This window comes from Frankia sp. CcI156 (assembly GCF_001983015.1).
Taxonomy (GTDB): domain Bacteria; phylum Actinomycetota; class Actinomycetes; order Frankiales; family Frankiaceae; genus Frankia; species Frankia casuarinae.
The window spans coordinates 18,371-42,705 of sequence record NZ_MOMD01000053.1 but is presented as its reverse complement, the minus strand read 5'-3'; the positions used below and the strand labels follow the sequence as shown (position 1 = coordinate 42,705).

General features: G+C 70.5%; 20 protein-coding genes. 2 read left to right on the top strand and 18 right to left on the bottom strand.

The window, feature by feature from the left end:
- Positions 1 to 354: 354 nt before the first annotated feature.
- Positions 355 to 1,833 (top strand): 30S ribosomal protein S1, encoded by a 1,479-nt coding sequence (gene rpsA, locus CcI156_RS18165; protein WP_076807056.1) that lies wholly within the window; start codon positions 355 to 357, stop codon positions 1,831 to 1,833.
- A gap of 149 nt (positions 1,834 to 1,982) precedes the next feature.
- Here rpsA and CcI156_RS18160 read toward each other — a convergent pair whose 3' ends face one another.
- Positions 1,983 to 2,165 carry a Trm112 family protein gene (locus tag CcI156_RS18160; RefSeq protein WP_011435508.1) on the bottom strand — a complete coding sequence of 61 codons (183 nt, stop codon included), beginning with the start codon at positions 2,163 to 2,165 and terminating at the stop codon, positions 1,983 to 1,985.
- Positions 2,166 to 2,452: 287 nt separating this feature from the next.
- Here CcI156_RS18160 and CcI156_RS18155 point away from each other — a divergent pair, with 287 nt between their 5' ends.
- Positions 2,453 to 2,989: a glutathione peroxidase gene (locus CcI156_RS18155; protein ID WP_076807053.1), complete on the top strand. Its 537-nt coding sequence runs from the start codon at positions 2,453 to 2,455 to the stop codon at positions 2,987 to 2,989.
- Positions 2,990 to 3,083: 94 nt separating this feature from the next.
- On the opposite strand, the gene CcI156_RS18150 is transcribed toward CcI156_RS18155, so the two are convergent.
- The 17 genes from CcI156_RS18150 to CcI156_RS18070 form a co-directional block, all read right to left on the bottom strand.
- A complete protein-coding gene (locus CcI156_RS18150) occupies positions 3,084 to 4,139 on the bottom strand; it encodes a glycoside hydrolase family 26 protein (protein WP_076807051.1) in 1,056 nt (351 codons plus the stop codon).
- Positions 4,136 to 5,140 (bottom strand): hypothetical protein, encoded by a 1,005-nt coding sequence (locus tag CcI156_RS18145; protein WP_011435511.1) that lies wholly within the window; start codon positions 5,138 to 5,140, stop codon positions 4,136 to 4,138. The genes CcI156_RS18150 and CcI156_RS18145 overlap by 4 nt, the downstream gene beginning before the upstream one ends.
- A gap of 127 nt (positions 5,141 to 5,267) precedes the next feature.
- Positions 5,268 to 6,908, bottom strand: coding sequence for a hypothetical protein (locus CcI156_RS18140; protein ID WP_175637617.1), 1,641 nt, complete (start codon positions 6,906 to 6,908; stop codon positions 5,268 to 5,270).
- A 746-nt stretch (positions 6,909 to 7,654) separates the two neighbouring features.
- On the bottom strand, positions 7,655 to 9,529 hold the full coding sequence (locus tag CcI156_RS18135) for a choline/carnitine O-acyltransferase (RefSeq protein ID WP_076807049.1): 1,875 nt from the start codon (positions 9,527 to 9,529) through the stop codon (positions 7,655 to 7,657).
- A gap of 211 nt (positions 9,530 to 9,740) precedes the next feature.
- Entirely contained in the window at positions 9,741 to 10,712 is a 972-nt protein-coding gene (locus tag CcI156_RS18130; protein ID WP_076807048.1) for a methyltransferase type 12, read from the bottom strand.
- Positions 10,713 to 10,792: 80 nt separating this feature from the next.
- The gene (locus CcI156_RS18125; protein ID WP_011435515.1) at positions 10,793 to 11,662 is read right to left on the bottom strand and encodes a hypothetical protein; all 870 of its coding nucleotides are present in this window, start codon (positions 11,660 to 11,662) and stop codon (positions 10,793 to 10,795) included.
- Between the two features lie 619 nt (positions 11,663 to 12,281).
- Positions 12,282 to 12,818: a hemerythrin domain-containing protein gene (locus CcI156_RS18120; protein WP_254847501.1), complete on the bottom strand. Its 537-nt coding sequence runs from the start codon at positions 12,816 to 12,818 to the stop codon at positions 12,282 to 12,284.
- Positions 12,819 to 13,095: 277 nt separating this feature from the next.
- Positions 13,096 to 13,719, bottom strand: a complete 624-nt coding sequence (locus tag CcI156_RS18115; protein ID WP_011435517.1) for a hypothetical protein — start codon at positions 13,717 to 13,719, stop codon at positions 13,096 to 13,098.
- A gap of 2 nt (positions 13,720 to 13,721) precedes the next feature.
- Positions 13,722 to 14,333 (bottom strand): hypothetical protein, encoded by a 612-nt coding sequence (locus CcI156_RS18110; protein WP_076807044.1) that lies wholly within the window; start codon positions 14,331 to 14,333, stop codon positions 13,722 to 13,724.
- 194 nt (positions 14,334 to 14,527) lie between these two features.
- Complete coding sequence (gene hypE / locus CcI156_RS18105; RefSeq protein ID WP_076807042.1) at positions 14,528 to 15,589, bottom strand: hydrogenase expression/formation protein HypE; 1,062 nt, start codon at positions 15,587 to 15,589, stop codon at positions 14,528 to 14,530.
- Positions 15,582 to 16,688, bottom strand: coding sequence for a hydrogenase formation protein HypD (hypD, locus tag CcI156_RS18100; protein ID WP_076807040.1), 1,107 nt, complete (start codon positions 16,686 to 16,688; stop codon positions 15,582 to 15,584). Before hypD ends, hypE begins: the two co-directional genes overlap by 8 nt.
- Positions 16,685 to 16,966, bottom strand: a complete 282-nt coding sequence (locus tag CcI156_RS18095; protein WP_011435521.1) for a HypC/HybG/HupF family hydrogenase formation chaperone — start codon at positions 16,964 to 16,966, stop codon at positions 16,685 to 16,687. The genes hypD and CcI156_RS18095 overlap by 4 nt, the downstream gene beginning before the upstream one ends.
- Before the next feature lie 3 nt (positions 16,967 to 16,969).
- On the bottom strand, positions 16,970 to 19,531 hold the full coding sequence (gene hypF, locus CcI156_RS18090; RefSeq protein ID WP_023841589.1) for a carbamoyltransferase HypF: 2,562 nt from the start codon (positions 19,529 to 19,531) through the stop codon (positions 16,970 to 16,972).
- Entirely contained in the window at positions 19,528 to 20,616 is a 1,089-nt protein-coding gene (locus tag CcI156_RS18085; protein WP_076807066.1) for an NHL repeat-containing protein, read from the bottom strand. The genes hypF and CcI156_RS18085 overlap by 4 nt, the downstream gene beginning before the upstream one ends.
- Before the next feature lie 146 nt (positions 20,617 to 20,762).
- Positions 20,763 to 22,013, bottom strand: coding sequence for a hypothetical protein (locus tag CcI156_RS18080; protein ID WP_076807038.1), 1,251 nt, complete (start codon positions 22,011 to 22,013; stop codon positions 20,763 to 20,765).
- 62 nt (positions 22,014 to 22,075) lie between these two features.
- Positions 22,076 to 22,642 (bottom strand): hydrogenase maturation protease, encoded by a 567-nt coding sequence (locus tag CcI156_RS18075; RefSeq protein ID WP_076807036.1) that lies wholly within the window; start codon positions 22,640 to 22,642, stop codon positions 22,076 to 22,078.
- A 13-nt stretch (positions 22,643 to 22,655) separates the two neighbouring features.
- Positions 22,656 to 24,263 carry a nickel-dependent hydrogenase large subunit gene (locus CcI156_RS18070; protein WP_076807033.1) on the bottom strand — a complete coding sequence of 536 codons (1,608 nt, stop codon included), beginning with the start codon at positions 24,261 to 24,263 and terminating at the stop codon, positions 22,656 to 22,658.
- Positions 24,264 to 24,335: the final 72 nt, after the last annotated feature.

Here is a 24,335-nt window from a genome sequence, read left to right as displayed (position 1 = left end):
TCCGCACACGTTCCCACCCGTGTGCCGCGACGATCCGTGGGACGGCGTTGTCCCGCCTACCGCGGTGCCACGCCGCCACCAAAAACTACATATGGACGTCATGTGTCTGCGCAGAGTGAGAGTGATGGCGGACGGCGCACGTCTTGGTACGGGCGCCCGTTGACCACCCTGGACACCCGTCCCTAGACTTGGGGGCGTGCACGAGGGTCTGTGGGTCTCAGACCGAGCGGATCCACTCGAGCGTCGTTATCGTTTCTGACAGTTTCTTCGTTTTTGGCGTTGTTTCTGTCCCTCGGTCCCGGCGGTTCGATCCGGCCCTCGCGCGGACGACCACCCCTAGCCGGAGCCGACCCCTTGACGAGCACCACCGACGTACGACCCGTGGAGACCGTGACCATCTCGCCCAGCCCGACCACACCACAGGTAGCGGTCAACGACATCGGCTCGGCCGAAGACTTCCTTGCGGCCGTCGACAAGACGATCAAGTTCTTCAACGATGGCGACATCGTTGACGGCATCATCGTCAAGGTCGACCGCGACGAGGTGCTGCTCGACATCGGCTACAAGACCGAGGGCGTGATCCCGTCCCGGGAACTGTCGATCAAGCACGACGTCGACCCGCACGAGGTCGTCAGTGTGGGCGACCACGTCGAGGCCCTTGTCCTCCAGAAGGAGGACAAGGAAGGCCGCCTGATCCTGTCCAAGAAGCGTGCGCAGTACGAGCGCGCCTGGGGCACGATCGAGAAGCTCAAGGACGAGGACGGTGTCGTCACCGGCACCGTGATCGAGGTCGTCAAGGGTGGTCTCATCCTCGACATCGGCCTGCGTGGCTTCCTGCCGGCTTCGCTTGTGGAGATGCGCCGGGTCCGCGATCTGCAGCCCTACGTGGGCCGCGAGCTCGAAGCCAAGATTATCGAGCTGGACAAGAACCGCAACAACGTTGTGCTCTCGCGGCGGGCCTGGCTCGAACAGACCCAGAGCGAAGTCCGTTCCGAGTTCCTCGCCCAGCTGGCCAAGGGCCAGATCCGCAAGGGCGTGGTCAGCTCCATCGTCAACTTCGGCGCCTTCGTGGACCTCGGTGGTGTGGACGGCCTCGTGCACGTCTCCGAGCTGTCCTGGAAGCACATCGACCACCCGTCCGAGGTGGTCGAGGTCGGCCAGGAGGTTACCGTCGAGGTCCTCGATGTCGACTTGGACCGCGAGCGGGTCTCGCTGTCGCTGAAGGCGACGCAGGAGGACCCGTGGCGTCAGTTCGCCCGGACCCACGCGATCGGTCAGGTCGTTCCAGRCCGGGTCACGAAGCTGGTGCCGTTCGGTGCGTTCGTCCGGGTGGACGAGGGCATCGAGGGTCTGGTCCACATCTCCGARCTGGCCGAGCGGCACGTGGAGATCCCCGAGCAGGTCGTGAACGTCGGTGACGAGATCCTGGTGAAGGTCATCGACATCGACCTCGACCGCCGCCGCATCAGCCTGTCGCTCAAGCAGGCGAACGAGGCGACAGGGCTGGCTGTCGACGGCGAGGCGTTCGACCCGAGCCAGTACRGCATGGAAGYCAAGTACGACGAGCAKGGTAACTACGTCTACCCCGAAGGCTTCGACCCCGAGACCGGGGAATGGCTCGAAGGTTACGAGGAGCAGCAGGCGGAATGGGAGCGGCAGTACGCCGAGGCCCAGGCCCGCTTCGAGGCGCACCAGGTCCAGATCCGGGCCGCGCAGGAGGCCGATGCCGCCGCGGCGGCCCCCTCCTCCTACACCTCCCAGTCCGAGCAGCCTTCCTCGGCGATCGATGAAGAGGCGCTGCGTCGGCTGCGTGAGCAGTTCGGTCGGGAGTAGCCGACTCCCGTCACCGACGGTCGGGGCCCGGGGATCTTCTCCCCGGGCCCCGACCGATTTCCGATCCTTTCCCCTGCCCGTCCCAGACCCGGCGGAAGCCCAGTCCCGGGTAGAAGCTCAGCCCGGGCAGAGGGAGGTCCTGGGCCGGATCAGGACGAGGAGCGTGCCACGGCCGGGTCGACGTGATCCGGCCTGAGCAGGATCGGAACGTCGTCGCGGATCTCGTAGCGATGGCCGAGACGCGGGTTGACCAGCCAGCCGTCGACGAGCTCCAGCGGTCCCTTGTCGACCGGGCAGGCGAGGATCTTCAACAGTTCGGGTTCGATGGTCATCTCTGACGTTCCTGTTCGTCGTCTTGGGGGCCGTCGCGGGACCCGTGAGTATCCGTTCCGGATCCCATGAGCATCGCAGACACCCAGGTCGGCCCTGACCGGTCCCGACCGGGGGGCGCCAGCCATCCCGGTGTCGATCCCGGTCGTGAGGCACCGGTTCGCCTCRCTGACGGGTTATGCAACCAACTCGATGACATAAAAACTTCTGGGGGATAGCGTCGAAGTCGCTCGGCGGCCGGAGACCGGCCGCGAAGTCCCAGCTCGCCCTCATCGAGAGTCAGGTGTCCATGACTGTCCATGACTTCACCGTCGATGCCGCGGACGGAACCTCCCGCTCGCTCGGCGACTACGCCGGCCAGACGTTGCTGATTGTCAACGTTGCCAGCAAATGCGRTCTGACGCCGCAGTACGAGGGGCTGGAGTCCCTGTACCGGGATCTGCACGGCCGCGGCCTGGAGATCCTCGGCTTCCCGTGTAACCAGTTCGGCGGGCAGGAGCCGGGCACCGATGCCGAGATCCAGGAGTTCTGCGCCACGAAGTTCGACGTCACCTTCCCGGTCCTGGGGAAGATCGAGGTGAACGGACCCGACGCGGCCCCGCTGTACACCCACCTGCGTTCCGAGGCGCCCGGTGACTTCGGGCCCGATGCCGGTTTCCTCTACGAGCACATCAAGAAGACCCGGCCGGAAGCGATCGGCACCGACGAGATCAAGTGGAACTTCACCAAGTTCCTTGTCGACCCGGACGGAAAAGTGGTCCGCCGGTACGAGCCGACTGTCACCCCCGAGGAGATCCGCAAGGACCTCGAGGCCACCCTGGCCTGATGGTTCTCCCGTGCCCGGCCTGCCGCTATCGCCGGCCGGGCACGCCGAAGCCGACGGTGCCCGCCGGCTTCGCGGCAGGAGTAGGCGAGCGCGGTCAGCGGTCGCCGAACAGCGCCAGATAGCGTTCCGCCGCGTTCGGGTTCAGTACCGGCCTGTACAGCGAGGACTCCACGTTCCCCTCCTCGGCGTTGTTGAAGTACGCCTCGTAGGCCAGGGCGTCGGCGTTCGCGGTGAAGGTCTCGTACATCTTCTGGATGTAGTAGGGGTTGTCGCCACCGCCGCCGGTCGTGCGCACCAGACCCCACTCCGGAACGGCGAACTTCTTGCCGTGGGCGCGGGCGAAGGCGATCACCGTGCACAGACCGGACCGCAGATGACATTGCCGGTCCCAGATCGTCTTACTGACGGACGCGGGGTAGGAGTCGTAGGAGTCGATGCTGACCACGTCGACGTAGTCGTCACCGGGATAGRCATCCCAGATGTCCTGACCGCTTACCGGCAGGTGATCCCGGTGCGCGGTCATGTTCCAGTCGATCCGCACATGCGGCGCGGTCGACCGGATCGCCAGGACCGTGCGGCGGTAGCAGGTCTTCCAGGTCTCGACGTCGCGTGGATACCACCAGAACCAGTCACCGTTGAACTCCCAGCCGAGCCGGACGAAGGCGTCGCCGCGGCCGAACGTCGTCAGCGTGGTGCCGAACTGCCGCCAGTAGTTGTCGTAGGCGCCAGTCGCGCAGGTGGCCTCGTCGCCGTCTTTGGGAAACATCGGCTGGGCGACCGACAGGCCGCCGGGGAACTTGTCCCGGGTGAAGGCCTGCGTCGGCCAGCCGGCCGAGACCAGGTTGGTCCAGTCCTGCCGATCCGTGAAGACGACGGCCAGGTCCACCTTGCGGCCGGTGAAGACCGACCAGAGGTTGACGTCCGCAGGGTAGTTGCCGTTGGCGCCGGAGACCCAGCGCACGCCGCCGGGCTGGGGCGGCTTGGGTTTGTTCGAGCAGGAGCTGAGCCCGCCGGCGACCAGGCCGATGACCAGCAGGAGGAGCAGCGGCAGCGGGAGCGGATGGGCGGCACGTCTGTTCCTCGTCCGGGCGGCGCGGACGGTGCGGCGGCCGGCAGACCCCCACCCTCGCGGTGCCGGTCGCGGTCTCACGCGACGGAGGGTCTGTGCATGGTGGAGGGTCCGTGCATGGTGGAGGATCGCTGCGTACCCGAAGCCGTGGCAATGGCGCCGAGCAGCGGCGTCTCCACCGGGCCGGGCCGCCGAGCCTGTAGCCAGGCCTGCACGGCCTCGGCCTCGACCGCCCAGTCGTGACCGGGAACGAGCGCCTCACCCAGCTCCATGTGCGTGGCCATGGAGGGCTCCGGCACCAGCATCGTGCGGCGCAGCCGTTCGGGCCGCGCCAAGGCGACGGCGTTGAGTGTCGTGCGCAGCCCGCTCAGCACCACCCGACGAGCGATCCGCGCGGCGGGGGGTGGCGGGGCGAACGCAGGCGGTTCCCCGCTCAGCTCGGCCAGCCGGAAGGGCTGGAAACCCTGCAGAGTGAGACAGGTCGCGCGGTCGAAGGCGCCGCCGACGAACGGGATCGAGCGCAGCAGCAGTTCGTCCTCGAGCAGGGTGCCGACCCGCAGACCGAACGTGCTGGTCGTGGTGGCGGCCCTGGCCCAGGTCACGCCGTCGACCACCGGCGCGTGGGAGTGGCTGCCGCCGTCCCGGTGGATCATTGGCCGGCGGCGGGTGGTGGTTGAGGAGAATCGCAGCGTGCTGTAAAGGGTGAAGTAATCGACCGCGGGGAGCGCGGTCGCTGCCGCGACGAGACTGGAAAGCGATTTTTCCGTGTACAAATAGTCATCTTCGGCGAGCCAGACCAGATCGTCCGGCGACCAGCGCCGGACCCGCGGCATCCGCAGCACGTACCGGTAGGACGCGCGATTGCTGCCGCACTGCACCGACTGCACCTCGCCGGCGGACGTCATCACGGCAAGACGCTCCGCCGGCATAGGGCCGTCATTGACGAAGACGATCCGTACCGGGATGTCGACGTTCTCGACGGCCCGGAGGAGAGAGGCCAACGCAAGCATCTTGCTGTAGAAGGTCGGTCGGTTCTTCGTGTTCTCCGAACCGACCGACCGATAAAGAATACGCAGAATCATCGCAACCCCCCTACCGGCCCTGGCCCGGCAGCGCTCATCGTGGTGGCCTCGACGCCTCGGACACCGCCTCGACGCGGTCGGCCGAACATATTGCACACAGCTCGTACGTTACTGTGAAACATCATTATCATTGATCATTGCCGGTCCCGGTCGGGTGCTCCGKAACTCGGCCCTGTACGGCCGGTCCGGCCGGCTCGCCGGAAAGGGCGATCGCCGTGTCCCGTTCCACCTCCCGTGCGGCCCGGCGGACGAGGATGAACCAGATGGGGACGGTCACCCAGAAGGCAAGTATGTAACCGCAGACCGCGCCGGTGCCGCCGCCGATCTCCAGACCGACGATCGGATAGACGACAAGCTGGGGGGCGAGCACCGCATTCGCGCGGAAGGTGAGCTTGGCCTTGCCGAGCGCGTAGAGCATGCAGGCCGGCCCGACCGTCGCCGCGGGGCCCGCCTGCTGCACGATGGACAGCGCCAGCAGGTCGTGGGTCTGCTCCCAGGTCTGGCCGAGCAGCGAGTGCCCGATGCTCGTCGGCAGGACGAGAAAGATCGTCCCCCAGGCGGCGCCGGCCGCGACGATCACCGCGGACAGGGCGTAGGCGGCGCGGACCCGGGCTGCGGCCGAGAGGTCCTTGCGGCGGGAGAACTCGGGGATGGCCCAGCTCACGATCCCGACCGCGAGAATGGTCGTCGGTCCGAGCAGAGTCTGCACCCCGCGCAGCGCGCCGACCAGGTCGATCGCGCCCAGCGTACCGAGCAGCAGAGTGGATGCCTGCTGGGCGCCTTGGACGGTGAGGTACTCGGCGCTCATGTACCCGTTGACATCGCGGTGTTCGACGACCCACTGGCGCACGAGGCTCGGCGCCGGCTTGAAGCCGGCCTGCGTGACGCCCAGCATGGCGGCGACCGCGGCGGCGCCACCCCAGGCCAGCAGCATCGCCCACGAGGTGGAGACGTCGCGGACGATCAGCGCGTAGATGGCGGCGAACTGGACGATCGCCCAGATCCCGTCGTTGGCGGCGGCGGCGGCCGGGCGACCCTCGGCGAAGAAGACCTGCCGCCAGGCGTCCTGGAGCAGCAGCGTGGGAAAGACCAGTCCCATCGCGACCAGCGAGGCGCCGACCGAGCCGCCCATCGCCGCACCGACGGCAAGCGTCACGACCCCGCAGACCAGCCCGATCACGAGGGCGGTGCCGGTCCCCGCCGCGCCGGCCACCCGAAACACCCGCGGCGGCACGTCGGAGAACTTCATCCCCAGCGGAGCGGTGCCGACAGCCTTCGAGAACCCGATCATCAATGAGAAGATCGCGAAGGCGACGGCGAAGGCCCCGAACTCGGACTTGCTGACGCTGTGGGCGATGACGAAGGACATCACGGCGTTCGTCCCGCTGGAGAGCACCTGGTCGACGAGTGTCCAGATGGCCCGCGAGCGGCTGGAACCCCGGGTCGGTCGCTCGTCATGGTGGCGACCACCGGCCGGACCGCCGTCGTCCAGGATGGTCAGCCCGTAGTCGACCGGTTCCCCACAATCCGGGACTGCCGGTGCCTCGCGCCCCCGGTGGATCTCGCCGCGGCCGATCGGCGGGATGAGCCATTCGCCGGTCGCGGGACCCCACAGGGGGAGTAGCCCCTCSGGGGTCGGCCCGTCCAGTGCCGTCCCGAAGGCTTCCACGGCCGGGATCCGGCGGCCGCGCAGGCCGCGGATGACCTGGGTCCGCTCCCGGTCGAACTGTTCCGGTCGCGGCGACAGGGCGGCGGTGACCTCCGGCACGGGTTCCGTCCGGGGGCGTGGTGACTCGTGCTGCTGGGCCGTGGCCGGCGCGGATGTGTCCGGGCCGGTCACCGGAGCCCACCCGGCCCTCCGCCGGGTGGTACTCGGACGGTGGAGGGATCGCGGAGAGTCCTGATGATCGTCTTTTGCCGGGGGTCGGTGGCCGAACTCATTGATCCACCGCCGTCCGTCCTCTCCGTGCCGCATCGGTCCGACCCCGGCTCCCCGTGCCGGCCGGGCGAGCGACGCCGCCGCTTCCGCGGCGGACGACGATCGAGCCCACCGCGTCGCTTCTGACCAGGGCGCCAGTCGGCCAGGGTGCTAGCAGGATGGTAGCCCGATGGGATCGGAACGCTCGGCTAGGGCCGCTCGGGTGGATCTGGTCCGAGCGGACCCGACAACGGTGGTTGGCCAGAGCGGATCGCGGGGGCATGAAACGGGCGATGAGATCGCGATTCTCCGGCATGTGCCTGCCCCGTAGACGGTTCGCTCGCCTACGTCCGCAATCTTCCGCATCCAGGCTGATGGTCCGTAAGTTTAGCAGTCGGGCCTCGGCCCGATCCCCTTGTTACGTCGGTCACCCCCGGCAGGGCGGTACTCGGTGGCGGATCCAGTGAGGTGGGGTGCGCCATCCGATCCGCTTCCGGGACACCGGCTGCCGGCCGGATCAGGGCATCCCTGATGCCGGTGGCCGCGCTCGCGGAGGCCTGGACAAGGCAGGAGCGGGGCGTGGGCCGCATCATCAATTACCTGGAATAGCCCGCCTTGAATGGCCCGTCGCCCGTCTCATCGGTGGCGAGCAGGTCCTGCAGCTCGGTGACGACCTGCTGGAGCTGGTCGGCGAACGCGTACATCCCGTCCGCGACCGCACGCGGCGTGCTCAGGTAGAGGTTGAACCGGTCCGGCAGCAGCACGTAGGCGATGCCGATGCACTGGCTGCTGGTAGACCCGAAGCCGAAGAACTCGACGTTGGTGGACGGCGCGGAGCTGGTGCTCAGGTAGTCGTCGCGCGCCTTGAGCCAGCCCGGGGCCTCGTAGAGCGCGATCGGCTCGGTCACCCCCAGCCGCTCGCCTTGGCTGCGGGCGATGAACTGCAGCTCCCACAGGTGCTGCTCGGGGGCCCGCCCGGCCTGGCAGTCCTTCGCGCGCCGCACGTGCGCGTCGGCGGCGGCGCGGAACGCGGTCCGGCGGGTGGCGGTGTCGGTGTCCGGGTCGTTGAGTACGGTCACGAACCGCTGGATCTCCGGGGTGACGACCCGCATCGCTTCCGTGCGGCCRCGCCGCCAGTGCCGGGTGGCGATCGATTCGTAGGTGGCGCCGATGTGCCCCTTGGCCCGGCTGTGCGCCAGCTGGTAGGCGAGCTGCACGAATGYGTCCGGTGACGTCTTCAGTGCCTTGGCCCGGTTTTGCCCGAAGTCGGTGAAGGACAACACCGTTGAGGCGGTCGCCGCGGCGAACTCCGCGAACGACGCGCCGGCGGCGGCCACATCCGCCCGCAGGCTGGCGTCGAGGACGAACTCGACGGGCTCGATGACGGGTAGCCCCTGGGGCCGGGCGCCAGAGCTCGCCGAGTGCTCCGCGGGCGAGGTACCCAGCAGGTCGTCGACGAAGCTGAGGATCGTCGTCCCGTCCAGCCCGCAGTGCTCGACGTTGATGCCCGCCTGGCCGTCGGCGAAAACGATCAGTGACACCGCCTTGTCGAACCACCGGTTGGCGCTGTCGCCGTGGAGCAGGTGGTCACACGCGGCCAGGTTGTCCTTGGGGGTGAAGTCTTCCAGGCACAGGGCGAACAGCGCGGTCTCGATCGTGTCGAGCGCGGMCGCGTTGGCGGGGTCCAGAGCGAGCAGCGTCTGGCGGCTCGCGGCCCAGTCAGCCCGGGCCTTGGTGGTGAGCTGGCCGACGGCGGCGTCCGCCGGAATCCGCGACGCGGCGGCCTTCACCACGGCGCGCAGGCCCGCCGCGAGGTCGTCCAGGGTGTACGGGTGACCGTCCGGCCCGACGACGTCCAGCCGGACGATGTTTCCCCGGTGGAAGACGACGATGTGGCGGGCCTGGGACGGCCCGGGCCACTGCTCGCTGTACGGGGTGCGCACGGTGTCCTGGACCGTTCCCGGGATCCGGGTCGTGGAGAACAGGAACGTGTTCTGCGCCATCGACAGCGTCTGGCCGCGCTGGACGATCGGCTCGACCCGCTCGTCGTCGAGGCGCAGCTTGTAGTCGACGGCTGCCGCCACGAGCCCGGCGGCCCGCTCCACCTGCGGCTGCTCGGCGGACAGACCCTCGGCGTCCTTGAACAGGAAGATGTAGTTCGCGTTGAGCGCGATGCGGTCGCGCCGGCCGAGGTAGCGGGAGTCCCAGAAGCCGTCCAGCCAGCTGTGTACGCCCTCGGTGGCGTCGTAGCGCTCCAGCGCCGCGTGCAGGGTGGGGCCGGGGCCGCCCGGTGCCTGGAAGGCCGCGACGGCTGCCTCGGTCGTCGCCTGCTCGGCCGGGGTCAGCAGCGGCGCGGACCAGGCAAGGAAACGTTCGCAGCTCTCCGCCAGCGTGGGCAATGGCACCCGGGGCAGCAGATCGTCGTTCGCGAAGGTTCCGGTGGATCGCTGGGAGCTACTGATCGCATTCATGCTGGGCCTCGGGTTGTCTCGGGGAACTCGTCTCGGGGACACGGTCATGGTGAACGCCACAGGCTGCGTTGGGTCCATGGTCGCCGAGATTCCACGGGTGGCGGGCGTTCCATCGGACATTCGGCTCGTACGGTTCATCCGACTCGCATGATGGCCGGGGCGCCCTCGACCTACCGGCCGCGCGGGGGACGCCGCCGGCACCGGTCGCCCGTCAGCCTGGCGGAACCGGCCGGGTGGATGTCGCCGCCGGTCGCCGGCCGGAGGCGGGATGAGCGGTCGAGGGACTGGTCACCCCGCGCGGCCGAGAGATGTGCAGCTGGGCGTACAGCCAGCCCTCGGCCTCCAGCCCCCGTGGATCGACGCCGACGGTGGACAGCGTGTCGAGCACGAGCGACTGCTCCTCGGCGGAGGCGAAGCGCCGCTGCCGGAAAACGCCGTTGACGTGCACGGTCTCATACCCGAGCCCCGCGAGCGTCGCCTCGACCGGTTCGAACGGGAACATCCGCAGCACGAAGTGGGCCATCCACGGCCTGCGCTCACCGGCCGCGCGGGCCACCCGGGCGATGGTCCGCTCGGTGACGTACCCGAGGCAGCCCGTCGAGACGACGATGTCCGTTCCGACGAGCCGCTCCCGTTCGGCGTCGGTCGGGTCCCGGTCCTCCAGGTTGGCGTGCACGGCGTCATCGAGGAACCCAGCCGCGGACGCATAGGAGATGGCCGGCCCCGAGCTGTCCAGACCGAGGAACCGGCTCGTCTCCAGCCCGTCGCGGGACCGGACGAGTTCGCGGTCACGGGCGAGCAGCACGTCCCGGGTCGGCCGGGTTCCGGGCGGTGCGTAGCGCTCGTGCAGGTCGTCAAACGTCACGTCACAGCGGAGCAGCGCGGCGTTGATCCCGTAGGAGCAGCCCACGTCCAAGACCGTCGGCGGTCGTCCCCGGACCATCCGGAATTCCCGGATGAGCTGGCTGAAGTACGGTTTGGCGAGCTGCGGGATACGATAGTCGAGTTTCCGCAGGGTACTGAAGTAGGCGTGCGGGTCGGGCTGCRTGTAGATGTGGTCGAGCGAGATCTTCCCGCTGTCGTCGAACCGCCTCGTCCCGGTGGGGTACGCGGCCTCGGAGGAATTCGTGGTTCCGTCGGAGTCGGTGGTCTCGGCAGAATATCTGCTGTCGTCGGAATACACGCGTCTGGCGCTCCTTGTGACGGGCGGTCGGGGCAGACAGGCCGGTGCTGAAGCAGCTCGCCGACCGAGTTCTGGTCCAGCTAGTCCAGCAGCTGGTCGACGCGGACCGCGCTCTTCTCCGCCGCCAGGTGCCGCGGAAGGACCCGGCCGAAGAGCTGCTTCGTGCGCGCGACACTGCCGACGACCCCGGGGTGCCCGGTGTAGGCGAAGATTGCGGAATGCCGGGCCGTGTCGCCCTCGACCGGGCTCACCCGGTGCATCGAATAGCGGCCCAGGAAAAGCTGGAGATCACCCGGTCGGAGGGCGAGACGCCGGACCAGATGGCCGCCCTCGCCCGCCAGCACGGCCCGCACGTCGGCGAAGTTCTCCGCCTGCGCGGACCTGATGTTCGGGCAGTACTCGAAGTCGCCCCCGGCCCGCGGCGCCTGCGTGAGCAGGCTCACCGCGAATTCGTTCGTGTCGAAGTGCCAGGGGTGCTCCAGCCCGGGGGCGATGATGTTGAGGCACAGCCCGGCCAGCGGGTCGGCGAGTTCGTGGACTCTCGGCAGGTCGAAGCAGCCGGCGATGAAATGCTGGAAGAGCTCGCTGGTGTAGAGGCGGTGGACGGCGAATTCGGTGGGAATCTGGTCGCGGGCGACGAAGGCATTCCCCCGCCGCATCGTGAACCGGCCCGGATGATCGGCCGGCAACGACGGGTCGACCGCGATGTTGTAGGCGTTGACCGTCTCGACCTCGTCATACGCGAGCGGAGCGACGGTGGCGCACTCCTGTGCGACCGCGGTGAATGCGGAGGGCCGGACGAATTCCGGGAGGACACAGCATCCGCGAGTGCGCAGTTCCTCCCGGGCCCACGAGACGACGTCCCGCCAGGCGTGGCTCGAAGGTTCGGTGAGAGGGTAACGAACGGTATTGATCAGCTCGCTGATGGACCAGGTTTCCGTCGCAACCATGTGACTCCTCTCCGCCGCTACGCGGCGGCCCCGGGTCGCCGATGGGAACCGTCCACGACCTCGATGCGATTTGTCACATGGTCGCCCGATGGTCATGATGGCGAAAGTCAGTGTGAGATGTCACACGCCTGTGCTCGCGCGGGACGCGAATCCCGCCCGCCTGCCGCCATTCCAGCAACCCGGCCACGACCTGTCGCGGAGCCACCATCTTCGGGGCGTCCCGCGTCCTCGTCCTGAGCGGCTGTACGTGGGTGCCCGCGGGCCCGGCGGGCGACCGGCCCCGGCCACCGTCGATGCGAACTGGCCGTACCGGCCCCTGTCTGGCCCGGCCGGAAGGTGCCCGGCGCAGGACGCCAACCGTCGGGATCTCAGCCTTCTCGTGTTCACCGGAGATGCGTCCGGCGGGTCCGGTGCAGCGACGTCCGGTAGAGCCATATCTGGTATCGCCATGTCCGGTGCAGCGACGTCCGGTACCGCCACATTCGGTACCGCCACGTCCCGTACCGGCGTGCCCGGGAGCGATCCCGGCCCGACCCCGCCGCAACGGCCGATGCCCGAAGGCTGATCCGATGCCTGGAGCCGGCCGTTCCGGGGAGGGAGTCGGTCATCGTACGAGGTTTCAGGAGCTTACGAGCTTCAGCGCCTGGCGGATCTCGCCGAGACGGTTCCATTGTTCGTTGCTGAGAATCGAGAMGGCGGCGTGGAACACGCCGTCCTGTTCCTTCGCGATGTGCCTGCGCAGCAGGCTCATCGCCTCGATGACCCGTGTCGGCCAAGCGGGATCGACCCGGGCGGTGCCGTCGGTCGCCCCGGCGAGCACAGCCTCGATCCGGCGGTGCTCGCTCTGCAGGATCGCGATCTGTTCGGGGAACTCGAGTGCCATCGCGGGGAACAGACCCTTCTCCTCCACCACCGTATGCGGCTGGAGAACCGCCGACATCTGCTCACAGAGTGTCACCATTGCCCCGACATCACCCTGTCGATATGCCTCGTGCGTGTCGGCGATGAGATCGGTGACCTGGTCATGTTCCCCGATCAGGGTCGCGATCGCCGGCAGTGACTGACAGTTGCAGTATTCACGCATAGTACCCACCTTGGGTAGAAGAAGATCAGCGACGACCCCGCGTCCCGCGTGCCCCACCGGCAGCGTCGCCATCCCATCCCCACTCGCACGGCGGCGCTCGTGTCGCGCCGCTCATGGTCATCATCGAATGGCCAGGGCGGCTCCCACACGGCCGATAGTCCTGTCCGGTGCCCTACCAATGGCGGCAGGGCAGCGGTCCGCGAGTCGCCCTTCCCCACGGCCGATCGGAACGAACGGGCAGCATCCGCGCGGTGCCGGCGACAGCGAGCAGCAGCCCCACGACGGCGACGGAGATGGTGTCGGCGGCTGCGACGACCGGTCAGTCCTGACTGTTAGTCCTGACTCTGGTTCAGTCCTGACTGGCGAGATAGCCGATGACCATCGCACCCCACCATCCGGCCTGGGAGAGCAGGTTACTGATTATCGATCGGGCCAGGAGCGCCCGGGACGGAACGGTGGCGGACTGCTCCAGCCGGTGCTGGATCGCCCAGATGTGCAGGCCGTTGAGGGCGATGAGGAGCACCAGTCCGATCTTCACCTGGGTCAGTCGCCTGGACAGGTCCGGATGCAGCAGGATGCCGCTGAGCACGAGCCCCGCCAGACCAGCCCAGATCATCACGTGCAGGCCGCTGGCCACCCGGATGACGTCCGGGAAGCTGCGCCGACCGAACAGCCATGACAGGGCGAAGAAGTCGATGGCGAGGACCGCGCCGAACCCGCCCACGAGCGCGGCGAGATGCACGAACAGGGCGGCGGTGTGCAGGGTCGGGTCGGCGGTGAGGTGGGCGGCGGTCCAGACGGCGGCCGCCCACCCGACGACGAGCGCTGTTCCGGTGGCGAGGAAAACGGCCCATCGTGGCAGAACCCCGCTGGCAGGCGGGGAGGGCTGGGCGATGACCAGGACCGGGACAGGCCGCGGGTCCGCGGGCAGGGAAACGAGCCGCTCGGGGACCTTATCTCCGTGATCATGCATGACTAGTGCCTGAGCGTGACGTTGGTGAAGGTGGCAGTCGTGCCGCTGGCCAACGCCGGCGTGTGGCCTTCCTCGCCGTGCCGGAAGAAGGTCGGTACCCCGATTGTTGCGCGCAACGTGTAGCTGCCGTCCCGCGGGATCGAGAAGTTGTTCGCGTAGTGGAAGAATTCGGCGTAGTAGAAGTTGAGTGTCTTCTCCTCCGCAACCGTGCCCTTGCCGTCGATGACCGCGAGCGTGATTGGTACGTTCGGCACGATCCGGCCCGTGGCCGCCTCCACGGGGATGATCTCAATGTGGTGCGTCTCGTCGGCGGCGGGCTTGCGGAGTATCTGCTGCCCGCCTTTGCCCTCGTACCAGGGTTCCGCGGCCTCGACGATGTAGCCGATTTTCCACGGTCCGCTCTGGACCTCGCCTCCTTCGGACCGGATCTCCTTGGCGAGCGTCGTGTACTGCTTGAACACGCCCTCCGGTACCGCGACGGAGAAGGTGGTCGAGCTGCTTACCGGGTGTCCCGGGGAAGCCGTCGTGGYGTCGGTCGTCGAATCGTCGGAGCAGGCGGTGAGACCGAGCAGCAGGGAGACGGCCAGTACGGGCAAGGCTGTTCGCTGGGGCATACGTCCTCCTCGGGGAAGCCTGATATTAGGTTAGGCTAACCTAAATTGATCAGGTTCCGTCAAGGGAATCACCCTTCCGGTCTATGTAAGCTACTCTCGGTAAGCATTAGCGCCGGGAGGCCTCGGCCTCCCGGCGCACCACGTGCCCTGGCCCGCCGATCGTTGGAAAGGTGGGCGCGGCCACGCCGCCGAACTCAGCAGATGCGGGGGAGCTGCTCGCCGAGCGGCCGGTCGACGATGCGGGTTCCCCCGAACGCGGTGCGCCCGACAACCACGCCCGGATGCTCCGCGGTGACCGTGCCGATGACGGCCGCGTCACGCCCCGCCGGATGCGCCCGCATCGCCGCGAGCGCCGCGTCGGCGTCGGCGTCGGCGACGAACGCGACCAGCTTGCCCTCGTTCGCCACGTGCAGCGGGTCGAGGCCGAGGAACCCGCAGGCCGCCTCGACCGCGGGCRGCACCGGCACGGCGCGCTCGGCGAACTCGATGCCCGTMCCGGACGCGGCGGCGATCTCGCACAGCGCGGTCGCGAGGCCGCCTCGGGTCGGGTCGCGCAGCGCGTGGACCCCCGGGGCGGCCGCCAGCACCGCCGCGACCAGCCCGTGCAGCGCCGTCGTGTCGGAGCGGACCTCGCCGCCGAACTCCAGCCCGTCGCGCACGCTCAGCACGGCGACACCGTGCTCGCCGACGGGACCGGAGACGATGRCCCGGTCGCCGGGTCTCGCCCGTTCGGGGCGGATGTCCACCTCGGCCGGGACGAGCCCGATGCCGCTGGTGTTCACGTACAGACCGTCGGCCAGCCCGCGCTCGACGACCTTGGTGTCCCCGGTCGCCAGCCGCACCCCCGCCGCGGCGGCGGCCCGGCCCATCGCCTGCGCCACCCGGCCCAGGACCGCGAGCTCCAGGCCCTCCTCGAGGATGAACCCGGCCGAGAGCGCCACCGGCACCGCGCCGGCACAGGCCAGGTCGTTGATGGTGCCGTGGACCGCGAGCTCGCCGATGGAGCCACCGGGGAAGAACAGCGGGCGCACCACGTACGAGTCGGTGGAGAACGCGAGCCGGGCGCCCGCGACATCCAGGACCGCCGAGTCCGCCGGTGCCCGCGCCGTGTCGGTGGTCCCGAACGCGGGCAGGAACAGATGCTCGATCAGCTCGCTCGACAGTACGCCGCCGCCGCCGTGCCCCAGTACCACCTGGTGATGGTCACGCAGCGGAAGTGGGCAGGTCCAACCGGTCGGGTCGACGGGGTCAGCCACGGCTGCCCGCCGGAGTCAGTCGCCGGAACTGGAAGTAGGCGGCGCATGCCCCCTCCGCCGAGACCATCGTCGCGCCGAGCGGGGTGCGTGGCGTGCAGGAGGTTCCGAACGCCGGGCACTGCGGCGGTTTGACCAGGCCCTGCAACACCTCGCCGCTGCGGCATTCGGCCGGTTCGGCCACCGTGAGGCCCTCGACGTCGAAGCGGACCTCGGCGTCGAAGTCCCGGTACGCCGCGGACAGCCGCCAACCCGAGTCCGGGATTGTCCCGATTCCCCGCCAGGCCCGGTCACACACCGTGAAAACCTCGGCGAGGATTTCCCGGGCCGCCGGGTTGCCCGCCGGCCGCACCGCCCGCGGGTAGGCGTTCGCGAGTTCTGCCCGCCCCGCCYCGAGCTGCTCGACGGCGTGGCGCACCCCGTCGAGCAGGTCGAGCGGCTCGAAACCGGTGACGACGATCGGTACCCGGTAGGTCGCCACCAATGGCTCGTACTGGAAGGTGCCCATCACCGTGCACACGTGGCCGGCTGCCAGGAACGCCGCCACCCGGTTCGCCGGCGAGGAGAGGACCGCGGTCATCGCCGGCGGCACCAGCACGTGGCTGACAAGTACGGAGAAGTTGTCGATTCCACGGCGCCGGGCCGTCACCACGGCCATCGCGTTGGCTGGGGCGGTGGTCTCGAAGCCCACTCCGAAGAACACGACCTGGCGGTCCGGGTTCTCCTCGGCGAGGCGGACCGCGTCGAGCGGCGAGTAGACCACCCGGACGTCCCCGCCACGCGCCCGGACCATGAACAGGTCCATGCCGCTGCCGGGGACCCGCAGCATGTCCCCGAACGAGCAGAAGATCACCTCGGGGCGGGCGGCGATCGCCAGCGCCCGGTCGATCGTCTCCAGCGGCGTGACGCACACTGGGCAGCCGGGGCCGTGGATGAACTCGACCTGGTCCGTGAGGAGCTGATCGATTCCGTTGCGGATGATCGAGTGGGTCTGGCCGCCGCAGACCTCCATGATCGCCCAGCGCCGGGTCGCGGTGGCGATGATCGCATCCAGCAGCCGGCGGGCCAACGCCGGGTCGCGGAACTCCGCCAGGTACCTCACCGGCCCGGCCCGGTCATGCCCGGTTCCGCCGCGCGCGATCCCAGCTCCTCCTCGAGCAGCCCCAGGTCCCGGAACATCGCGAGGGTCTCCCGCGCCGCGGCCTCGTCCAGCCTGATCAGCCCGAAGCCGGCATGGATGATCGTGTACTGCCCGACGGTCGCGTCGGGCAGGTAGGCGAGGCACACCGTCTTGGTGACGCCGCCGAAATCGACGATCGCCATCCGCGTACCACGGTCGTCCCAGATCTCGATGATCCGGCCCGGTATCCCCAGACACATGCCTCAGGCTTCCTTCCCGCCGAAGGTCGGCTCCGTCGGGCGGCTCAGCGCCGCGACCGCCGCCTGGCCCAGCGCCAGCCCACCGTCGCCCGGCGGCACCACCCGATGGACGAGTACGTCGAACCCGGCAGTGGCGAGCCGGGCGCGGCAGGCCCGCGTCAGCACTACGTTGGCGAACACCCCGCCGGTCAGACCGACCAGGCGGACTCCGTACCGCCGCCGCGCGAGCCCCGCGACCTCGGCCACCGCGTCCGCGACCGCCAGATGGAACGCGCCGGCCAGCACCGGCACCGCCACTCCCGCCCGCAGACCGGCGACGATCCCCGCGAGCACCCCCACCGGGTCGAGGACGCCGTTCGCCAGGCCGAAGGAGAGCCGGCAGGCACCGGCGCCGCCGAGTCCGGCGCCGCCGAGTCCGGCGCCGCCGAGTCCGGCGCCGCCGAACTCCGCCGCGGCGAGCGCCTCCAGCTCGACGGCGGCCTGCGCCTCGTAGGTGATCCGGTGACGCACCCCGAGCAGTGACGCCACCGCGTCGAACAGGCGGCCCATGCTCGTGCAGGGCACGCAGGCCACGCCCCGGTCCAGCGCGGTGCGCAGGGTGCGCAACTCCGCCACGGAGCAGGCCCGCACCGGCGCCAGGTCCGCGGTCCAGTCCAGGTCGGCGGCGGCCAGATGGGCGAGCGCGACCCGGTACGGATTGCGGACGGCGGCGTCGCCCCCGGGCAGGCCGATCGGACGCAGGTGCGCGACCCGCTCGGCGCGGGCGACGTCCGGGCCTACCAGCAGCACCTCGCCGCCCCAGATCGTGCCGTCGAGCCCGTAGCCGGTGCCGTCGAACGCGACCCCGAGGATGGTGTCGCCGAGCCTGCCGTGCTCGGCGAGTAGGGCGGCCACATGGGCATGGTGGTGCTGGACCAGGTGCGGCAATCGGCCGGCGGACCGTGACCCGTGGGTGGAGGTCTGGTTCGCCCCCGCCGCCGGGTCCCCGGCTGCCGCCTGTTCGGTCCCCGTAGCCGCCGCGCGTTCGGCCCAGGCCCGGGTGACGTATCCCGGATGGAGGTCGGCGGCGAGCGTCTCCGGCGCGACGCCGTACAGATCGGTCAGGTGCGCGGCGGAGCGCTCGAAGGCCCTGAGCGCCGCCAGGCTGCCCATGTCACCCAGATGCTGGGACACGAACGCGCGACGGTCCGTGGTGAGGCAGAACGTGCTCTTGCCCTCGCCGCCCACGGCGAGCACCGACCGGACGGGGCGGCCGAGGTCCACCGGCAGCGGAACGTATCCGCGGGAGCGCCGCACCGGCAGCACCTGCCCGTCGTCTCCGTCGTCCCCGTAGCCGCAGCGCACCACCGAGTCGTCACACGGCAGGAGGATCGGTCGGTCGTGCCGGAGGAACGCATCAGCGAGGCCGGCGAGCCGGTCCCGCGCGTCGTCGTCGGCGAAGCAGATGGGCTCGCCCGAACGGTTGCCACTGGTCATCACCAGCATCCGCGGCGGTCGCGGGCCGCCACCCGGGACCGGCGCGAACAGCAGGTGGTGCACGGGTGTGTACGGCAGCAGCAGCCCCACCAGCGGAGTGCCGGGGGCGACCAGCCGCGACATCCCCGATATCCCTGACATCCCCGCCGCGGGCGAGCGGCGGACGAGCACGATCGGAGCGGCCGGCGATGCCAGCAGCGCCGCCTCCGCCGACGACAGGTCGGCCACCAGGGCGGCCGTCGCCAGGTCGCGCACCATCACCGCGAACGGCTTGTCGGGCCGGTCCTTGCGGGCGCGCAGGCGCGCCAGGGCCGTGTCGCCGGCCGTGTCGCCCGGGTCGTTCTCGGCCGAGCAGGCCAGGTGGTAGCCGCCGACGCCCTTGACCGCGACCACCGCGCCGTCCGCCAGTGCCCGCTGGGCCGCCGCCAGCGCGGCGTCCGTGCCGTGGACCTCCGGTCCGGTGCCGTCCGCGGGGCTGAACCACAGCTTCGGTCCGCAGGACGGGCAGGCGACGGGTTCGGCGTGGAAACGGCGGTCCGCCGGGTCGGCGTACTCCGCCGCGCACCGCGCGCACATCGGGAAGCGGGCCATCGTCGTGGCCGCGCGGTCATACGGCAGCGCGCTGATGATCGTGTACCGCGGGCCGCAGTTGGTGCAGGTGATGAACGGGTGGCGGTGGCGCCGGTCGGTCGGGTCGAACATCTCGCGCAGGCAGTCGGCGCACACCGCGGTGTCCGCGGGTACCAGGGTGCGATCGCCGGGAACGGTCGCGCCGGCCACGATCCGGAACCCGGCGTCGCCGGCGGTCGACCGGGTCACGCTCGTCACCGTGACGCGCTCGATGCGCGCGAGCGGTGGCGCCTGCGGTTCGAGTCGGCGCAGGAACTCGGCCACGGCCACCTCGTCGCCTTCGACCTCGGCGAACACCGAGGTCGAGTCGTTGCCGACGAATCCCGCGAGCCCGAGGGTGCCCGCGAGCCGGTGGACGTAGGGCCGGAAACCGACGCCCTGGACGACGCCCTCCACCACGACCCGGCGCCGGACCCGGCGCCCGGTCCGCCCGGTCCGCCCGGTCCGCCCTCCGGTCATACCCGCCGCCAGATCATGACCCGGTTGTTGCCCGAGTCCGCCACCGCGAGCCGGTCGCCGCGCACCGAGAGGCCGTACGGCCAGCAGAAGGTGTCGGCCTCGACGCGGGTCCACCGGTTCTCCCCGGTCTCGGCGAACGACGGCTGGCCGAGCACACCGGTCGCGGGCGTGGAACTGCGCCGCGGCAGCTCCTCCCACAGCAGGACGCGGTTGTTGGCGGTGTCCGCGACGGCCAGCAGGTGCCCGTCGCTGTCGACGGCGTAGGGGAAGCGCAGGACGTCGGCCCGGCCGGGCGCGTAGGGGAACTCCCCGGAGCATGCGAGATCGGGCTGGCCGAGCACCAGATCGGCGTCGCCGTCGGCGTCGGGATGGGGGGCCCAGCCGAGCAGCCGGTGGTTGCCGGCGTCCGCGACCAGCAGCCGGTCGGCGGTGCCGGCGAGGTCGTGYGGCCACCGGAAGCTCGCCGGACCGGCCGCGCCGCCACGGTTCTCGTCCCGGCGGGTGGGATCGGGCTGCCCCAGCACCAGGTCGGGTAGCCGGCCGGGCGAGGACGGCAGGCCATTCGACCAGCCCAGGATCCGCCGGTTACCGGTGTCGGCGACGTAGAAGCGCCCACCCACCACGGCCACCCCGAAGGGCCAGTAGAAGGTGTCTGGTCCGCACGGGCCGCCCCGGTTCTCGCGGACGGCGTCGGCGTCCGGCTGCCCGAGCACGAGGTCGGGGGCGGTGTCGGTGACCGTCGGGACCTCGTTCCAGACCAGCACCCGGTGGTGCCAGGCATCGGCGACCACGAGCCGGCCATCCGTGACGAGCACGCCGGTCGGCAGGTRCAGGCCGCGTTCGGGCCCGCGCCCCGCGGCCGCCGGCCCTTCGCTCGTCGCGTCGGCCTGGCCGAGCACGACGTCGGCGGGGGCGCCGTCGACGGCCGGCAGACCATGCCAGATCAGCACCCGGTGGTTACCCGAGTCCGCCACCACGAGCAGGTCGTCGCCGAGCCACACCCCGCGCGGCGCGTACAGCCGGGACGCCGACGGCCGCGCCGACGGCAGGGCCAGCCCGCCGGGCGCCGGGGCGCCGATCCACACCGCCGGTTCCCAGCTCCCCGCCCATCCGCCCCGTCCCGCCTGGCCGCCCCGTCCCGCCTGGCCGCCCCGTCCCGCCTGGCCGTCCTGCCCCACCCATCTGGTCGGAGTGCTCGGAGTGGCGTCACCGAGTGTTCCGCTGCCGGGCGTCACGTCGGCTTCGCGGTGAGTCGGCGGGCGATCTCGTCGAGCACCCCGCGCACGGCCAGGACGGCGTCGGGGTCCCCGACCTCCTCGAAGATCGCCCGTGCCTCGTGCAGCACCGCCTGCGCCGGGTCGAAGAGGCCGAGGTGGGCCAGGGCGTTGCCCYGGTTCGCCCGAGCCCGGGCGTAGCCGAGGGGGTCGGCGTCGCGGTCGCGGGCGGCGATGACCTCCTGGTAGCGCGCGACCGCCTCCCGCAGGTTGTCCTCCCGGTGTGCGGACGGCGCGTAGACCAAGGCGTTGGCCAGGTTGAGCTGGGTGCTGGCCCACCGCTCGGGATGAGTCTCGCGGGTGTAGACGGACAGAGCGGTCCGCAGGCYCTGCACAGCCACGCCGACCCGCAGCTGGTCGGACGCCTGCGCCATCGGCATGGTCAGATACGCCGTGGCGAGGTTGACCTGTGCCGCCGCGAACAGCTCCGGGGCGGTGTCGATGCGGACCAGGCGCAGCGCCGAGAGGTAGTGCTCCACCGCGACCTTCAGGCCCGCCGGATCGTCCCCGGCCAGCTCCTGGTAGGCCGAACCGAGGCTCAGGTGCAACTCGGCCCGGCCGACCGTGAGGTCGGTGGCGGCCAGCGCGGCGAGCGCCGCCGTCAGCTCTGCGATGACGGCCGGGCTCGGTCCCTCGACTCCGCGACGCAGGTCCGCCGCGGTGGACCTGAGCTGGGCGGCGAGACCGGGGGAGGGTTCCCGCGCCGCGGCGATGGCCCGCTCCAGCAGCCCCGCTGCCTCGCCCGTCCGGCCGGCGGCCATGGCGTGGGCGGCGTGTGCGGACCACACCATCGCCGCGATCTCGTCGGTCTCCCCGCCGGGCGGCGGAGGTTCGTCCAGCTCGCCCAGGGCGAACCGGACTACGTCCACCAGGATCCCCAGCTCGTCGCCGAGCGCCCGGCGCAGTGCCACCGGGTCTTCGGGGTCCGCGCCCGCTGGTCGCAGCACGAAGCGGTTGTAGCGGTCGACCGGGTCGTCGCCGCGCAGCTGCCCGAGGGCCGCGACGACCTCCCCGCGGTAGGCGAGCTCCAGCGCGGCCAGCTCCGCCGGCCAGGCCACCGGCACCTTCCCGGCCGCCAGTGTCCGGCGCAGGTCGGCCGTGGCCTCGCCGCCCGGCACGAGCAGGAAGCCGGCCGGCAGCGGAAAGACCCCGACGGGCTGCGGGCGCGCGCAGGTCACGCCCGTGCTGATGACGTCGTCCTCACCCATGCGCGTCCTCACCCATGCGTCTGGTCATCTGGACCTGTGCGTCCGGTCATCCATGCGTCCGGTCATCCGTCCGTTCCGCCGGTCCCGGGGGCGAGACCAGAGATGATCATGTCCCGGACCTGTTCCATCGCCCGGCGCACCGCGGGACTGAGATCGGCGCCGGGCTCCACGCCGCCCGCCTCGATGAGGTAGACGACGACGTCGTCCGGGTAGCCGTCGCCGAGCAGYCAGCGCCCGAACGCCAGCGCCTGGTCCCAGCGGAAGGCGTGCGGGTGCGGCGCGTCCAGGGGCAGGTTCTCCAGCTGTGCGCCCGGGACCTCGAACACGGTCCCGGGCTCGGCCCCGGTGCGGCTGGCGTCGACGACCACGACCCGGCGTGCGCCGCGCATCGCGAACGCCGTGTCCATCCCGGCGGTCCCCCCGTCGACCAGGCGCACCCCGGCCGGGACGCCCGTCTCGGCGAGCCGGCGGACCRGGATCGGCCCGACCCCGTCGTCACCGCGCAGCAGGTTGCCGCAGCCGATCACGGCCACCTCGCACCCTGGTGGTTCGAAACCGGGCGGATCGACCTGCACCCGCGGCCCGACCGGGGGCCGCGAGGCGGCACCCGCCTCGCGATCCCCGGTCATAGGTCGGTCCCGGTCATAGGTTGTCGTTGATGACGAACCTGCTGAGCTCCCGGCCGGTCCTGCCGTCGTAGGCGTGGACCGTGCAGACCAGGCACGAGTCGAAGCTGCGGGCCACGTGGCCGAGCTCGATCGGGTTCTCCGGATCCACGATGGGCGTGCCGACGAGGGCCTGCTCGATGGGACCGGGCKCCTCGGAGCCGTCGCGGGGGCCGATGTTCCAGGCGGTCGGGGTGACCACCTGGTAGTTCGCGATCTTGCCGTCCTCGATGACGATCCAGTCCGAGAGCGAGCCGCGGGCCGCCTCCGTGGAACCGAAGCCGCGCCCTTCGGTGTACTCCACCGGCTTGAGGTGAAACGGCTCGCGTAGGTCCAGCTGGTCGAGCCAGGCCCGCGTCCACTGGTAGTACCTGGCGGCCTCGTGCATCCGGGCCAGCAGGCGGACCATCACCGACGGGCCGATGGCCGCCAGGATGTCCCCGAACAACGGGTCGTCGTCCTGGTGGGCACCCGCGCCGGGAGCCGCGGCTGCGACGCGGCGGGCGAGTGGCCCGGCCTCCAACGGCAGGTATCCGTGGTTCGRCACCTCGTACCGGGGTGACTTCGCCCAGCTGTACTTGCCCTGCTCCCGGCCGCGCGCCGGATCGATGGGCCGGGTCTCGCCGTCGAACGGGTGGCGCGCCTCGGTTCCCTCGTAGAACGAGTGGGTGACGTCCTCCCGCACCCGGGCCTGGTCGAACTCGAAGTACCCGCCGCCCGCGTACACCCCGGACCGGCCGATGAGTGCCGCGTTGCGGCCGGAGATGGTCGGCCGGGTGTAGAGGTCGGGGGCGAAGTACGTCCCGGTCGCCAGGTAGTTGCCGACTCCCTGGCCGTAGCGATCCAGGCCGATGTCTAGGCAGTACCGGAGGAAGAAGCCGCAGTCGCTGTCGTGCTGGGCGGGGTTCTCGTCCACCCAGGCGAGCACGTCCTGCCAGGTACGGTTGGCCAGCCAGCGCTCCACCGAGCAGCCGAGCCACTGCTTCTCCAGCCAGTTGACCTTCCAGTGCTCCAGGATGGCGATGGAGCGGGTCACGTCCGACAGCGTCGGCGCGCACATCACCCCGCCGGGCACCATGAAGCTGGAGTGCGGCCACTGCCCGCCGAAGATGGCGTAGACCTCCACCGGCTTGGCCGACAGCACCACCGCCGGGCCGTAGCTGCTGCCGGTGTAGGGCGCGAACCGCCGTACCGCCTCCTCATACAGCGGCGAGGAGGCGTATTTCCGGTTCGTGAGGTCGATGGCGAACAGCGCGTAGAAGCAGCGCGGGATGCTCTGCAACGTCTCGCACGCCTGCGCGATGTTGCGGACCAGCGTCGCGTTGGGCGGCATCTCGRTGCGCCACGCGACGTCCAGCGCGTACGMCGACTTGTACAGGTGGCTGCCCCCGCAGATCCCGCAGATCCGCGGGGTCACGATCAGGCCCGCCTGCGGGTCCTTGCCGCGCAGGATGATCTCAAAACCCCGGAACATCGCCGCCTCGGTCCACGCCGAGGTGACCACCCCGTCGTCGATCGTGACCCGGACGTCGAGGTCGCCCTCGACGCGCCCCAACGGGCTGACGTTGAGATCGACGGTGGCCATTGGAATCCTCTCTTCTCCCCGTCCGTTCCTCGCGGTCTCCGGTCGGAGCACGCGCGGCTACCGGCTACCGGC

What these genes read in the sequence shown, in the direction of transcription:
- CcI156_RS18095 (WP_011435521.1), bottom strand. Translation starts at nt 16,966, where the DNA reads ATGTGTCTGGGGATACCGGGCCGGATCATCGAGATCTGGGACGACCGT.
- CcI156_RS18125 (WP_011435515.1), bottom strand. Translation starts at nt 11,662, where the DNA reads ATGGTTGCGACGGAAACCTGGTCCATCAGCGAGCTGATCAATACCGTT.
- CcI156_RS18145 (WP_011435511.1), bottom strand. Translation starts at nt 5,140, where the DNA reads ATGATTCTGCGTATTCTTTATCGGTCGGTCGGTTCGGAGAACACGAAG.
- hypF (WP_023841589.1), bottom strand. Translation starts at nt 19,531, where the DNA reads ATGACCGGAGGGCGGACCGGGCGGACCGGGCGGACCGGGCGCCGGGTC.
- CcI156_RS18160 (WP_011435508.1), bottom strand. Translation starts at nt 2,165, where the DNA reads ATGACCATCGAACCCGAACTGTTGAAGATCCTCGCCTGCCCGGTCGAC.
- CcI156_RS18115 (WP_011435517.1), bottom strand. Translation starts at nt 13,719, where the DNA reads ATGCATGATCACGGAGATAAGGTCCCCGAGCGGCTCGTTTCCCTGCCC.